The 13509-nt window shown below is 49.3% G+C and carries 15 protein-coding genes and 1 tRNA gene; 8 read left to right on the top strand and 8 right to left on the bottom strand.

All coding sequences use genetic code 11. The annotated features are described in order from the left end of the window. The first annotated feature begins 98 nt into the window (after positions 1-98). The 3 genes from trxB to infA are packed head-to-tail and all read left to right on the top strand — an operon-like array spanning position 99 to position 2120. Complete coding sequence (trxB, locus tag CWE11_RS01095) at positions 99-1052, top strand: thioredoxin-disulfide reductase (protein ID WP_126775757.1); 954 nt, start codon at positions 99-101, stop codon at positions 1050-1052. Positions 1053-1104: 52 nt separating this feature from the next. Continuing rightward, positions 1105-1842, top strand: a complete 738-nt coding sequence (gene aat / locus CWE11_RS01090; RefSeq protein WP_126775756.1) for a leucyl/phenylalanyl-tRNA--protein transferase — start codon at positions 1105-1107, stop codon at positions 1840-1842. A gap of 59 nt (positions 1843-1901) precedes the next feature. Continuing rightward, positions 1902-2120 (top strand): translation initiation factor IF-1, encoded by a 219-nt coding sequence (gene infA, locus CWE11_RS01085; RefSeq protein WP_126775755.1) that lies wholly within the window; start codon positions 1902-1904, stop codon positions 2118-2120. A gap of 117 nt (positions 2121-2237) precedes the next feature. On the opposite strand, the gene clpA is transcribed toward infA, so the two are convergent. Continuing rightward, entirely contained in the window at positions 2238-4496 is a 2259-nt protein-coding gene (clpA, locus tag CWE11_RS01080) for an ATP-dependent Clp protease ATP-binding subunit ClpA (protein WP_126775754.1), read from the bottom strand. 22 nt (positions 4497-4518) lie between these two features. Further along, positions 4519-4836, bottom strand: a complete 318-nt coding sequence (clpS, locus tag CWE11_RS01075) for an ATP-dependent Clp protease adapter ClpS (RefSeq protein WP_126775753.1) — start codon at positions 4834-4836, stop codon at positions 4519-4521. 286 nt (positions 4837-5122) lie between these two features. Here clpS and cspD point away from each other — a divergent pair, with 286 nt between their 5' ends. Next, positions 5123-5344, top strand: a complete 222-nt coding sequence (gene cspD / locus CWE11_RS01070) for a cold shock domain-containing protein CspD (RefSeq protein ID WP_126775752.1) — start codon at positions 5123-5125, stop codon at positions 5342-5344. A gap of 128 nt (positions 5345-5472) precedes the next feature. Here the strand turns inward: cspD and yejK are convergent, their stop codons facing one another. Beyond that, entirely contained in the window at positions 5473-6534 is a 1062-nt protein-coding gene (gene yejK, locus CWE11_RS01065; RefSeq protein WP_126775751.1) for a nucleoid-associated protein YejK, read from the bottom strand. 73 nt (positions 6535-6607) lie between these two features. Here yejK and CWE11_RS01060 point away from each other — a divergent pair, with 73 nt between their 5' ends. The 4 genes from CWE11_RS01060 (at position 6608) to CWE11_RS01045 (ending at position 9277) form a co-directional block, all read left to right on the top strand. Beyond that, positions 6608-6844: a YejL family protein gene (locus CWE11_RS01060; RefSeq protein ID WP_126775750.1), complete on the top strand. Its 237-nt coding sequence runs from the start codon at positions 6608-6610 to the stop codon at positions 6842-6844. 85 nt (positions 6845-6929) lie between these two features. Then, on the top strand, positions 6930-8546 hold the full coding sequence (locus CWE11_RS01055) for a DUF3413 domain-containing protein (protein ID WP_126775749.1): 1617 nt from the start codon (positions 6930-6932) through the stop codon (positions 8544-8546). A 94-nt stretch (positions 8547-8640) separates the two neighbouring features. Further along, positions 8641-8717, top strand: a tRNA-Pro gene (locus CWE11_RS01050). Between the two features lie 89 nt (positions 8718-8806). Continuing rightward, a complete protein-coding gene (locus CWE11_RS01045; RefSeq protein WP_126775748.1) occupies positions 8807-9277 on the top strand; it encodes a hotdog fold domain-containing protein in 471 nt (156 codons plus the stop codon). A 10-nt stretch (positions 9278-9287) separates the two neighbouring features. Here CWE11_RS01045 and CWE11_RS01040 read toward each other — a convergent pair whose 3' ends face one another. The 5 genes from CWE11_RS01040 to CWE11_RS01020 all read right to left on the bottom strand — a co-directional run bounded on the left by CWE11_RS01040 (position 9288) and on the right by CWE11_RS01020 (position 13428). Beyond that, positions 9288-9482, bottom strand: coding sequence for a hypothetical protein (locus tag CWE11_RS01040; RefSeq protein WP_126775747.1), 195 nt, complete (start codon positions 9480-9482; stop codon positions 9288-9290). 103 nt (positions 9483-9585) lie between these two features. Next, on the bottom strand, positions 9586-9885 hold the full coding sequence (locus CWE11_RS01035; protein WP_126775746.1) for a hypothetical protein: 300 nt from the start codon (positions 9883-9885) through the stop codon (positions 9586-9588). After that, positions 9882-10094: a hypothetical protein gene (locus CWE11_RS01030; RefSeq protein WP_126775745.1), complete on the bottom strand. Its 213-nt coding sequence runs from the start codon at positions 10092-10094 to the stop codon at positions 9882-9884. Before CWE11_RS01030 ends, CWE11_RS01035 begins: the two co-directional genes overlap by 4 nt. Before the next feature lie 72 nt (positions 10095-10166). Next, the gene (ltaE, locus tag CWE11_RS01025; RefSeq protein ID WP_126775744.1) at positions 10167-11171 is read right to left on the bottom strand and encodes a low-specificity L-threonine aldolase; all 1005 of its coding nucleotides are present in this window, start codon (positions 11169-11171) and stop codon (positions 10167-10169) included. 202 nt (positions 11172-11373) lie between these two features. Then, a complete protein-coding gene (locus CWE11_RS01020) occupies positions 11374-13428 on the bottom strand; it encodes a M13 family metallopeptidase (RefSeq protein ID WP_126775743.1) in 2055 nt (684 codons plus the stop codon). Between the last annotated feature and the right edge of the window lie 81 nt (positions 13429-13509).

Below are 13509 nucleotides of genomic sequence, written 5' to 3'. Positions count from 1 at the left end.
CTCTTTACGCATTTGTAACAACTCCCTACAATAGCGGACCATCTTTTCTTGTCGACGCGGTTCAAGAGACCGGCAAAATATATTGGAGTCGTTTTTCCATGGCTGAAGTAAAGCATTGCAAACTATTGATCCTCGGTTCCGGCCCTGCAGGATACACCGCCGCTGTATACGCAGCGCGAGCAAACCTCAATCCTGTGTTGGTCACGGGAATGCAGCAAGGCGGTCAATTGACCACCACCACTGACGTTGAAAACTGGCCGGGCGATCCAGAAGGACTCACGGGTCCAGATCTTATGGTTCGGATGCAACAACACGCAGAACGCTTCAATACAGAAATTCTCTTCGATCATATCCATTCGGTGGACCTCCAGCAGCGTCCTTTCCGCCTAAAAGGGGACAAAGAGTACACCTGTGATGCACTAATTATCGCGACAGGGGCCTCTGCTAAATACCTTGGCTTGCCTTCAGAAGATGCATTCAAAGGAAAAGGTGTCAGTGCTTGCGCAACCTGTGATGGATTCTTCTATCGCGGCCAGAAAGTGTGCGTGGTTGGCGGTGGAAACACCGCGGTCGAAGAAGCGTTGTATTTGTCAAACATCGCGGAAGAAGTTCACGTTATCCACCGTCGCGATACCTTTCGAGCGGAAAAAATCCTCATTGATCGGATGATGGAAAAAGCGAAGACCGGAAATATCACACTTCATCTCCATAAAACGCTCGACGAAGTGCTTGGCGATAATATGGGTGTTACCGGAATTCGCATCAAAGATGCCCGTGATGAGAGCACCGAAGTACTCGAACTACAGGGTGTTTTTATTGCCATTGGTCATCAGCCGAACACGAGCATGTTTGAAGGCCAACTCGCCATGGAAAATGGCTACATCAAGGTACAGAGTGGACTCCATGGAAATGCGACACAAACATCTATCCCTGGCGTCTTTGCGGCGGGGGATGTAAGTGACCATGTATATCGTCAAGCAATAACTTCCGCAGGCACTGGCTGTATGGCAGCCCTTGATGCAGAACGGTTTCTTGACGCAGTGAAGAAATAGTCTTTGGTGGCCTGCATTGCAGGCCATTTTTTTAAGGTTGTTTTGACCCACTATGGCCATTCCAACACTCACTCATGATCCGGCAAGCGCGTTTCCCTCCCCTCACCCCGAGGGCGATATGCGCGGCGGACTAATAGCCCAAGGAGGATGTCTCTCGGTCGAGCGATTACAGCGTGCCTACCGACAAGGTATCTTCCCATGGTTCTCGGCAGATGAGCCTATCTTGTGGTGGCAGCCGGTTTGGCGTGCCGTTCTTTTCCCGCATCAAATCCACATCAATCGGAGTCTCCGCAAGTTTCTTCGTAAAAAACCTTACCGCGTTACGCTAAACCATGCCTTTTCTCAGGTTATTCGCCAGTGTGCCTCAGTTCCCCGTGGTCCTGGAAACGGCACCTGGATTACAGAGGAAATGATACAAGCTTATATTGCGCTTCACCACGCTGGGACAGCGCACTCCGTCGAGGTTTGGCAGGGCGAACAACTCGTCGGTGGACTTTATGGTGTTTTAAGCGGTACGGTCTTTGCGGGTGAGAGCATGTTTTCACTTCAACCCAATGCATCAAAAGTTGCTTTATTGGCCCTTGCGCAGACTTGGCAGCCGGTTGGATTGCGGCTCATCGATTGCCAAATCATGAATGATCACTTGGAGCGTCTTGGAGCTTTTATGGTTTCCCGAAGTGAATATACGAACTTCCTCCACGAAATCCAACGCCGCAAAAATGAGCAAATTCCAATTGCATATCAAACCGCTCGTGAACTGATTTTCCCGGATGTTGGCAATCCTCGTTAAAAAGGGGTAAAATCCACGCGCTTTAAAATTAGCCAGACCAACAAAGACAGAGGATTTGAATGGCGAAAGAAGACAGCATAGAGATGCAGGGTACGATTCTCGAGACCCTACCTAATACCATGTTCCGGGTTGAGCTTGAAAACGGACACGTGGTAACCGCGCACATCTCTGGAAAAATGCGCAAAAATTATATCCGCATCCTCACAGGCGATAAGGTAACCGTGCAATTGACGCCTTATGACCTGACCAAAGGCCGTATCGTTTTCCGTTCACGTTAATGTAAACGCGCTCGCAGCCAAGCTGCGAAAGCGCCGAACGCGCCCTTTAAAACGAGACCGAAATAAAAGCCCAGCATTGGCTGGGCTTTCGTGTATGTAGCGTTCAGCAGCATCCCGCTAGGTAACAGCCTCATTTGCACTGTCGAATTCGAAGGTCAAATCGTCGCCCTTCTCATTTAACTTTGCGCGCACATTGCCACCGTTATTAAGCCGACCAAACAGAATCTCGTTGGCCAACGGCTTTTTCAGGTGCTCCTGGATTATGCGTGTCATAGGGCGGGCACCCATGGCACGGTCATAGCCTTTCTCGGCAAGCCAATTGAGCGCTGACGTCTCGACTTCGAGGGAGACACCTTTCTTGTCGAGTTGTGCTTGCAGTTCAATGATAAACTTATCGACCACCTGCATAATGACGTCTGTGTTCAAATGATTGAACCAAATAATGCCATCCAGACGGTTCCTGAACTCCGGGGTGAATATTTTATTGATCTCAGACATGGCATCAAATTTATGGTCTTGCTCCTGGAAACCAATCGATTTCTTCTCCGTTTCGCGCACGCCCGCATTTGTGGTCATCACCACGACAACATTCCGAAAATCTGCTTTTCGGCCGTTATTATCGGTTAGCGTGCCGTTATCCATCACCTGAAGCAAAATATTAAAGATGTCGCTATGGGCCTTCTCGATCTCATCTAATAGCACCACGCTGTATGGGTGTTTGATCACAGCTTCCGTCAGTAAACCGCCCTGCTCATAACCCACATAGCCAGGAGGAGCACCAATCAAACGACTCACCGCATGACGTTCCATATACTCCGACATATCAAAGCGGAGCAATTCGACTCCCATTGCTTTCGCGAGTTGTTGTGTGACTTCCGTTTTACCCACGCCCGTAGGGCCTGCAAATAAGAAGGAACCGACCGGTTTGTGGTCGCCTCCAAGTCCGGAACGAGCGAGCCGAATTGCAGAAACCAAGCCATCAATCGCTGCATCTTGGCCAAACACAACCATTTTCAAATTACGATCGAGTTGCTTGAGCATGCTTTGATCATTCCGCGATACGGATTGAGCTGGTACGCGAGCAATGCGCGCAATGATTGCTTCAATATCTGCTACACCAACGGTCTTTTTGCGCTTTGAGGGAGGAAGCAGCCGCTGACTTGCTCCGGCCTCATCGAGCACATCAATGGCTTTGTCAGGCAAATGCCGCTCGTTAATGTACTTTGCCGCCAATTCAGCTGCCGCACGAATTGCAGGCTGTGTATAACGAATACCATGGTGGGACTCATACTTTTCACGCAACCCCATCAGAATGCGCGTCGTATCTTCCACGGAAGGCTCGGTGACATCGATCTTCTGAAAACGACGGACCAGTGCCCGATCCTTTTCAAAAATATTCTTAAATTCTTGATAAGTCGTCGAACCGATACACTTGAGATCACCACTGGAAAGTAAGGGTTTAAGGAGATTAGAGGCATCCATCACGCCACCAGAAGCAGCCCCCGCTCCTACGATCGTATGGATTTCATCAATAAAAAGAATTGCATGCGGATGTTTACCAATTTCCCGCAGCAACGCTTTAAACCGTTTTTCAAAATCCCCACGGTACTTAGTCCCTGCCAGCAAGCCTCCCATATCCAGACTAAAGATGACAGCATCAGCAATAACGTCCGGCACCTCTTTTTTCACTATACGGTAAGCTAAGCCTTCAGCGATGGCCGTTTTGCCAACCCCAGCCTCACCAACCAATAAAGGGTTATTCTTTCGGCGCCGACAGAGTACTTGCACGCACCGCTCAAGTTCATCATCACGCCCAATCAGCGGGTCAATTTTTCCACTTTTTGCACGCGCATTCAGGTTGACACAAAAACGCGCAAGGTAGCTTTGTTCCTGATCATCACCATCCGCATCCACGGAATCCGTTTGCTGTGGCTTTTCTTCCTCTACCCGCGAGATTCCGTGCGAGATGTAATTCACGACATCCAGCCGCGTAACCTCATGTTTATTCAGGAGGTAGACTGCCTGCGACTCTTGCTCGCTAAAAATAGCCACGAGCACATTGGCCCCGGTGACCTCAGAGTTTCCGGATGATTGGACATGAAACACGGCACGTTGCAAAACGCGCTGAAAACCCAGAGTGGGCTGTGTATCTGCGTGGTCTTCCGCATCAAATTTAGGAGTGGAGCGCTCTATATACTTGAGTAGCTCGTCTTTCAAGCTGGCAAAATTTATCCCACAGGCGCGAAGTGCTTCCGATGCTTCCGGGTTATCGAGTAACGCGACCAGCAAGTGCTCGACTGTCATTAACTCATGCTGACGCTCTCGAGCTAGTCGAAACGCGTCATTAAGAGAAACTTCGAGGGCTTTATTCAGCATACCACTCTCCTCATCTTACAAATCAAGCTTGCTCCATCGTGCAAAGCAAGGGGTGCTGGTGTTCGCGGGCGTATTGATTGACCTGAACCACCTTCGTTTCTGCAATTTCTGCAGAATATACTCCACATACGGCCTTTCCTTTGTGATGGACCTGCAACATAACATCTGTTGCCTTCTCCATATCGAGACGAAAGAATCGAATCAACACTTCAATAACAAAATCCATCGGGGTGTAATCGTCATTATTGAGCATCACAGAATACATACGTGGCGGTTGCAGCTCGAGCTCTGTCTCGTCCGCCAAGTGGTGCTCTGGAATGGAATCACTGTACTTGGTCATAAACCCAAACTATCTCACTTAAATATAGCCACTATTTTGGCGAGTGGAAGCGGATTTTTCACTTCTCACGTTAAAAAAATGTAACTAAAATGAACCAGGTTGCTTGACTAATTTTTACTCTTATCTAGAGTAAGAGATGGTTGCCACCGAACCAATTTTCAAGTTCTGGCACCCTCATGCCGCCCAACCGTGTCATTTCACATGTCACAACAATAATAACAGGCGCAAGAGACGTTTTGCATTAGCAACTACAACAACATCTTACACGCAAGAAGGAAGTAGAAGTATGGCTACCGGTAAAGTCAAATGGTTCAATAACTCGAAAGGTTTTGGATTTATTGAAACATCTGAACGCAGTGGTGACATTTTCGCTCACTATTCAACCATTCAAATGGATGGCTATCGCACTCTCAAAGCAGGTCAAGAGGTCGACTTTGAATTGGAAGAAGGCCCAAAAGGTCTCCATGCGACCAATATCGTGCCGCATATCGCAGAGACTAAATCTTAAAGCTAACCAGAGTTCGGGTTCATTAGAGATTGACAGACCCTGAGTCTCCGCGCTGTCTTCCTTGTGGGTAGACATGAAAAATGCCAGCAAATGCTGGCATTTTCATTTTATCCCTGTGAACACATCCGCTAGTCATTTAAACCCAAGTAGCGCCGAAGTTGATCACGCAAGTTGGGTGGTGTGCCGCTAATCGTCAATGTGTCCGTATCTGCATCATAGCGAATCCGCTGCCCAAACATCGTTTGATCAAAGGCAACACTCAAGCCACCGCCCTGCCCTTGAAATTTAACTAATTGACGTAAACTCGCACGGTCAGCCGGAAACTCATTGGCTAACTCGACTCCTTTTCCTTCAGTAAACGAGCGAATGGAAGGTGCTCCACTCTCTTGCAAACGGGAATCAAGTTCATCAATTCGGACTTGCTCGCCTTGTTGCCAGCGTTCACCACAATAATCAAATACTTCCTTTCTAACGTGTGACGCCGAGTCAGGGGTTAGATCGGACTCTTTTACCAGAGCTTGAACGGTATCGACCAGCTGCTTGGTGCTTGACTTTGCGTTGACTCGCTCCGCGCAACCTAAAAAGTCGAGAAAGAATTCGCTCACCTTGCGGCCTGCACGCCCTTTGATGAACGACACATAAAACCCAACGTCCATATTTGCTTTGTATTCCGTCAAGTTGATGCGGGCAGCGAGCTGAATTTTATTGATATCGAGCTGCGCTGACTTGTGTACCCGGAGATCTGGTTGGATCATGACGCCCTCTCGAACGGGCAAAAAGCTTACCACCAAAAATCGATCCCCTGAGTGCTCATAGTCAGCGAGCAACAAGAAACCTGATTCAGAAAATGCGTATTTACCAAGTTCCGATCGTAAAAGCTGAGCAACCTCACGCGAGAATTCAACAAATGTCGTTTTTTCGTCCAGCCATGCATCGAGTAGACGCGGAAACTCTGGATCTGGGATCACCTCGCCGGCAGCCCGCGCGTCCGCGTACATCGGGTCATCTTGATTGACAAAGCTCGCGTAACCTTTCGCGGGTTTGGCGTTATAGACCTCATTAAATTCATGAACTAACGTGGTGACTTCCGTATCTATGTTAAGGGCTTCAGGAGAGAAGCGAACCCCAAATTCGCCTTGAGGATCTTGATACACGTGGTGAACAATACTGGCCGTAACCGTCAGATTCATGGGTCTCTCGCTTTGCAACTATCTGAATTGTGATAAACTGCTCGTAGTTTACCATGATGACAGAGTGACTCGCATGCCGATCGTTTCAAAATATGACCGTGACCGCCAAGACCGTTTGATGACCGAGATCCTTGAGGTTCTTGTGCAAGATAAAGCACCCAATGATCTTGCGTTAATGACCTTGGGGAACGTCGCAACGCATATTTTGACGACCCATATCCCGGCAGAGCGCCGAGAACGTGTCGCGCAGCAGTTTGGTCAAATCCTGCTACAATCTGTTGCAGTAGAGAAAACGCCGTCAAATCAATAACGGTGGCCGTTTTTCAATCGTGGTGTCGAAAGACCGTACCCTTCAGATATAACGAAAATAAAAAGACGCACAGGCTGAATTGAACATGGGCAAAAATCAACAGCGCGACCGTATTGCACGCCTTGTCAGCTGGGGCCATTGGTTCACGTTTTGCAATATCCTGTTATGTCTTGGGATCGGGTTGCTCTACGTGGAAACGGCCATTCCCGCGGAAACGGCACTTGCCGCTGGCTACCTGATTATTTCGTGGCTCGGGCATTTCGCATTTCTTCCTTTCGTTATCTTTATCGTGTTGCTGTTCCCACTCTGCATCCTGCTTCCATTTTCAAGGGTGTTACGAGGCTACGCAGCTCTTGTCGCCACCGTAGGCATCTTCGCACTACTTTTCGATGTGATTTTCTTCCGATCGTACGGCTTTCACTTAAATACCTACTCGCTCGCACAGCTCGCAAGTGACGCCGAGGGACTATTTCCAGGCGGCAGTTTTCTCATGCTTGCCTTATTTATATTTGCATTCTTGTTTATTTTTGGCAGCCAATTAGTGCTCGCTAATTTAACCTGGAAGCGTTTAGAGCACCTGCAAGCTCGCAAGTATCCACGAGCCTTCGTGGCTTTATTTATTGCTAGCTTTTTAGCCAGCCACAGCTCCCATATATGGGCCGATGCGGTTCTCTACACACCGATCACACAACAAGATGACCTCTTTCCATTATCCTATCCAACCACCGCAAAAACCCTCATGGCTCGACATGGTTGGATTACCGTGGAACGCTATCAGAGTCAGCGGGATCGCTTAACTGGCGATGAAACACTTACCGTGCGCTACCCTCAGGCCCCTCTCTTGTGTGCTCGGGAAGCGGGTGTGGGTCATACAATTCTTATTGCCTTTGACCAACTCGATGAGGCTAGCGTACAGAAACTGCGTTCAGAATTATCCGATCTACAGCGGCATGGCGGTACTCATTTAGGTCATCGCCAGACACATCTCGGGGCCTTTAGTGTGCTTTACTCGATACCGGACCTATACCATGAGAGCCTCACCGACCAGCAATTAATGCCCGCATACTTGAACGTTCTAGGCGATTACAGTATTCCGTTTACACTCCACACAACAGCGTCACTCAATGACAATCTGCTTCCGCAATACCTCCGTACCATCGTGCACAATGCGGATGCCCCGATGACAGGTACCCATGGCATTTCCGTTATCTTTGCAGCAAGCTCTGACATCGATAGCGTAATTGATGGGCTTATGCCCCACATGGAACAACCCAATACACGGGTATTAATGACCGGTTTAACCGCTGCAGAAACGAACCATATTGATGTGACTCTCTCTGCGCCCGAGCGAATTCGGGTGCCGCTGCTCTACGCAGGAATTGAACTCCAAAATCGCGAGCTCACACATCTTGATGATCTTATGCCAACCGTGCTCTCGCACTTTATCTCCTGCACGGACGACTTCTCTGCCTTCTCGACCGGTAGAAACCTAAAAGGTGATGATCGCGTGTTTCCTCGTGTCCAAAGTATTCGGCCATATATTTATCTATTTGAAGGACATCAGCTGACGGTGCTTGATCAAGAGGGTGAGCTTCAGCTCTATAACGAGCAAGGGCAATTGGTCCCTGGTGGATTACCCGCAACGCCGGTATTCATCCAAGCACTCCGAGACCTACAACGGTTTGGTAATCAAGTGGATTGAGTCCCTGTTTTGTTTAAAAAAAGGGCAATCAACTGATTCGCCGCCCTTTCCTGCTTGCCATTTTTCTGTAACCGAGTAACATACGCGCTGCGGTCGGCGTGTGGCGCAGCTTGGTAGCGCACTGTCATGGGGTGTCAGGGGTCGCTGGTTCAAATCCAGTCACGCCGACCAATTAATTTAACGAGAAAGGCGCAAGCAATGCTTGCGCCTTTTTTGTTTTTTGCGCGATGATGGCCGGAGACCTCCGACGAGACAAGCCGATGACAGACATTCAACCGAATCTTAAACTCTATCGAAAAATGGAAAAGCTTCCTTTTGGACGCTTTTTATTCAGTCAAGCAGTCTGCTTCAAAGCCCCCTATTTTCGATCCATCAAACCACGAATCCTTCATCTCGAACCCGGCCACGCTCAGGTCAAAATGCGCAAACGCCGTGCGGTCCAAAACCACATCGGTACAGTCCACGCTATTGCGATGTGTAACCTCGCAGAATTCGCCGGAGGCATGATGACCGACATTACCATTCCAACCACACACCGTTGGATTCCTAAAGGCATGACGGTGGCCTACTTAAAGAAGGCAGCAACCCATGTCACCGCCCATGCATCTGTGGAGGTTCCAACACCATGGCCTGATTCGGGCGAACTGATAACCCACGTGGATATCAAGGATACGGCCGGAAATATCGTCGCACAGATGGATATTTCAATGTGGGTAACCCGACGAAAGTAAAGGACCACGGCTAAGGAGCGTGGTCCCAGCCTATTTCAGGTAAAAATGCTAAAACCTGTGGGAAGTCAGCCTCCGTTAAAATGCGAGCGATCCGGCGTGTTGATAAGTGTTTGGCAAGTTTCGCTGCCCCGCTGACGTTACGTTCATTGAGAAGCCGAGTCACTTCTGTTGCATAATCTTCCAAAGCGCTCGTGGTCAATAACATACACTCTCCTTTTTGAGTTATTTCTATGAATAACAATAGTGTAGACACAACATAGCGAAACTAAAAATAAGAGGCTCGCAGGCGACTGCGAGCCTCTTTTTGACTAACTTCCCCAGCGCGTAAAGATACCAACGGCTAGTTCTGCCCATATATAGATCAGTGTGAGAAATAAAACACTCCCCACAAGCCATCGCTTCCGTTTCTCAAACCGACGAGCGAGTAGGACGTAGCCACTTGCAAAGCTGAAGAAAAGCAACCACATCACGACAAAATCAGTTTCATCCCACTGCACTTGATCGCTCAATTGCATAGCCACCCATGGGATGATGAACAGCAACGAGGCCCCAAGCGCGATATATGCGAAGATTCTTCGCTGGAAAAGAACCCCAGAATTGCGCGTCATAAACGTTCAATCTCTCGCTTCACTTGATAGCTTTGGTCCGTCACCAATGACTCAAGCACTTCGATACGTTCTTTCAATTTATTCACTGTAGCTTCCAATTGTTCCACCCGCGTGTCATCCGCTTTTTCTGTATTCTTGTACTTTTGACGAAAAATTTCGACCACAGCCCATGCCACGGTCACGACCGCGACCATCATAAAGATATCCATTGCCTGCTCCTTGTTATCATTATTCGCACGCTATCATTTAAGCAGTTGACTCCCTTGGTGTCACGCTCCCTGTCAGACCGAACGAAACGCATCAATGACCATCTGAATATCCTGTTCTTGAATATCCAAATGAGTCACCAACCGCATCCGCTTGGAGGCAGGAACTTTAATATGTTGCGCCCAAAGCTTTTCCTGTATCTCCTTTGCGCGCTCCATGCTTTCAACCTCGAGATAAACCATATTTGTTTGCACTGGCTCTACAGTGAAGCCAGAGATTCCTTTTAAACCCTCGGCCAGCATGCGTGCATTGCGATGATCCTCGACAAGCCGCTCGACATGATGATCAAGCGCATAATCGAGGCTTGCGGCTATTACGCCGGCCTGACGCATTCCGCCTCCAAGCATTTTCCGCCACCGTCTTGCACGTTTAATAAAGGCTTCGCTTCCGGTAAGGACCGAACCTATCGGGGTGCCTAAACCTTTTGAAAAGCAGAGGGAAACAGAATCAACATCCTGACACAGGTCAGAAATGCTTGATTGCGATGCAATATGAGCATTCCACAAACGCGCACCGTCTAGGTGGACCGACAAGCCGTGGATATCTGCCAGTGACCGAACGGATTGAATAAATCCGTTTGGCATGACTTTTCCTGTGTGGGTGTTTTCAAGGGCAATTAATCGGGTCATTGGAAAATGCGGATCATCGACTTTAATTTTACTTTTCAACGCGTCTCGATCGAGTGTTCCATCGGATTGGACTGTGAGTGTCTGAGGAACGATACCACCTAGCACAGCTGCCCCGCCCGCCTCGTACCGATACGTATGGTACTCCTCACCGACCAGATACTCCTCCCCGCGTTGGCAATGACTCAAAAGGCCCAGTAAGTTACTTTGTGTGCCGCTGGTACAAAGAAGTGCGGCAGCTTTGCCGGTAAGAGCTGCTACACGCTCCTCAAGCGCATTCACCGACGGGTCTTCCCCGTAGACATCATCGCCGGTTTTAGCGCGCGCCATCGCTTCGCGCATGGCTTCAGTGGGTTGTGTCACGGTATCACTTCGTAAATCGATCCAGTTCATGATGTCCTCGTAGAATGAAAGCGGCTCGCGGTAGGCGCTCGGCATCAAATGATTGTTATCCCTGGCCCAATGCGATGTGTTGGCTGCTCATATAATGCTTGAACGAGTCTCGCTTCAGATGCCAATGCACGTGCGATGGCAATCTAGAAAAAAGGGGCCGTAAAACGACCCCTTCCGCTGATGGTCAATGGATTGACCTTAATTACCAGATTTTCACGCGAACGTCTTCTTCGCGATACATCGGATCGCCGGGTTGCACATTAAATGCTTCATAAAATTCCGGCATATTTGATAACGGACCAAGGACTCGGTATTTACCTGGGCTATGCGGCCCCACGATTACCTGACGACGCAGCGCTTCATCACGGAATTTAATCCGCCAGATCTGGCCCCACCCTGCGAAGAACCGTTGCTCTCCAGTGAATCCGTCCATGACCGGTGCTTCTTGCCCCGCTAAAGAATTGCGATACGCACGCAATGCGACATTGAGGCCACCGAGGTCGGCAATATTCTCACCCAGCATCAGTGCCCCTTGCAGATATAAGTCATCTATCGGATTAAACTGATTAAACTGTTCAACCATCAAATTCGCGCGTTCACGGAAACGTTCTTCATCGACCGGACTCCACCAGTCACGCAGGTTACCTTCACCATCTGAGCGGCGGCCTTGATCATCGAACCCGTGCACAATTTCGTGACCGATAACAGCCCCGATCGCACCATAGTTCACCGCATCATCCGCTTCAACGTTAAAGAAAGGCGGTTGCAGAATAGCTGCTGGGAACACGATTTCGTTCATCGTTGCTCGGTAGTATGCATTCACGGTTTGCGGGGTCATCCCCCAATCTTCCGGATCGACTTCCTGACCCAAACGTCCGATGTTACGGTCATACTCACAAGAAGAAGCTCGACGCATATTACCCATCAAGTCATCTGCATCGATCGTAATACAATCATAATCGCGCCAAACGGTTGGGTAGCCAATTTTTGTATTGAAGGTAGCAAGTTTCGCGTGCGCTTCTTGCTTTGTGTCTTCGGTCATCCAATCGAGATCGTCGATGGCTTCGCCAAACGCAACAAGGATATTATCGACCATTTCGGCCATTCGCGCTTCGGCTTCCGGTTGATAATGTCGCGCGACGTACTCTTTACCCACCATAAAGCCCAACACGCTTTCAACGGTATTCACCGCTTGACGCTCACGGCTTCGCTGCTCTTGCAAGCCTTGCAACGTGCGTCCATAAAATTCGAAGCTAGCATCCGCAAACGCTGCTGGTAGGAAGTTGGCCGTCGAGCGCAACAAGTGGAAGCGCAAATAGTCTTGCCAGTCGGCTATATCGATGTCCCGATATAGCGCGGCAAAGCTCGCCAAATATTCTGGCTGTCGGACGACGACTTCATCAATCTCAAGCCCCGCATGAGCAAACACCTGATCCCAAGCAAGGCCCGGCGCCGCATCATTCAATTCAGCAATCGTCATTTTGTTGTATGTTGCCAACCGATCGCGGTTTTGAATCCGTGTCCAGTGATGCTGTGCGATGGCTGTTTCAATAGCCAGCACATTCGCGGCCGCTTCGGCACCTCCGTCCCAACCTGCGGCATCCCACAACTGAGCAATAAATGCCGTGTATTGTTCACGAAGTTGCAGATTCTGCTCGCTATCATTCACATAGTAGTCACGATCGGGCATTCCCAAGCCAGATTGTGAAATAGCAGTAACGTGCTGATCCGACTGCATCTGGTCTTGACCGACAAAAATCGAAAATGGCGTTCCCGCACGATAGCGTTGCTGCTCACCCCAAAAACGCACGAGCTCATCATGGCTCGAAAGCGCAGCGATCGACTCGATTTCGCTGTACAACGGCGCTAAACCCAAGGCTTCAATCCGATCGGTATTCAAAAATGAGCGATAGAGGTCACCAATCTTTTGTTGATCGCTTCCGTACTCGGCATCCATCGCGGCGAACTCTTGGACAATGGTCTGCACATGTTCTTCTGCTGCTTCACGCAGTTCGTCAAATGCGCCCCAGCGCGCCCGATCGCTCGGAATCTCAGTGTTTTCTAACCACCCACCGTTTACAAACCGGAAAAAGTTATCTTGAGGACGGACCGTGGTGTCCATGTTATGAGTTTCAACACCCGAAACCTGTTGCTGTTCAACTTGTTCCGTTTGTGCCCCATCCCGGGGAGCCTCTGCACAAGCGCTTAGGCCAAGCGCCAGCGCGACCCCCAATGCGACCGCAGTTAATTGTTTCATCGTGAGTGCCCTTTGTAGGTTTTTCATTATAAAGCTTCGAACGATAGTGTTCCTAAGCGTGCCTCGCAATACAAGCCGCCT

Source organism: Aliidiomarina sanyensis (genome assembly GCF_003987175.1).
Taxonomy (GTDB): Bacteria; Pseudomonadota; Gammaproteobacteria; order Enterobacterales; family Alteromonadaceae; genus Aliidiomarina; species Aliidiomarina sanyensis.
This window is presented reverse-complemented; position numbering and strand designations above follow the sequence as displayed.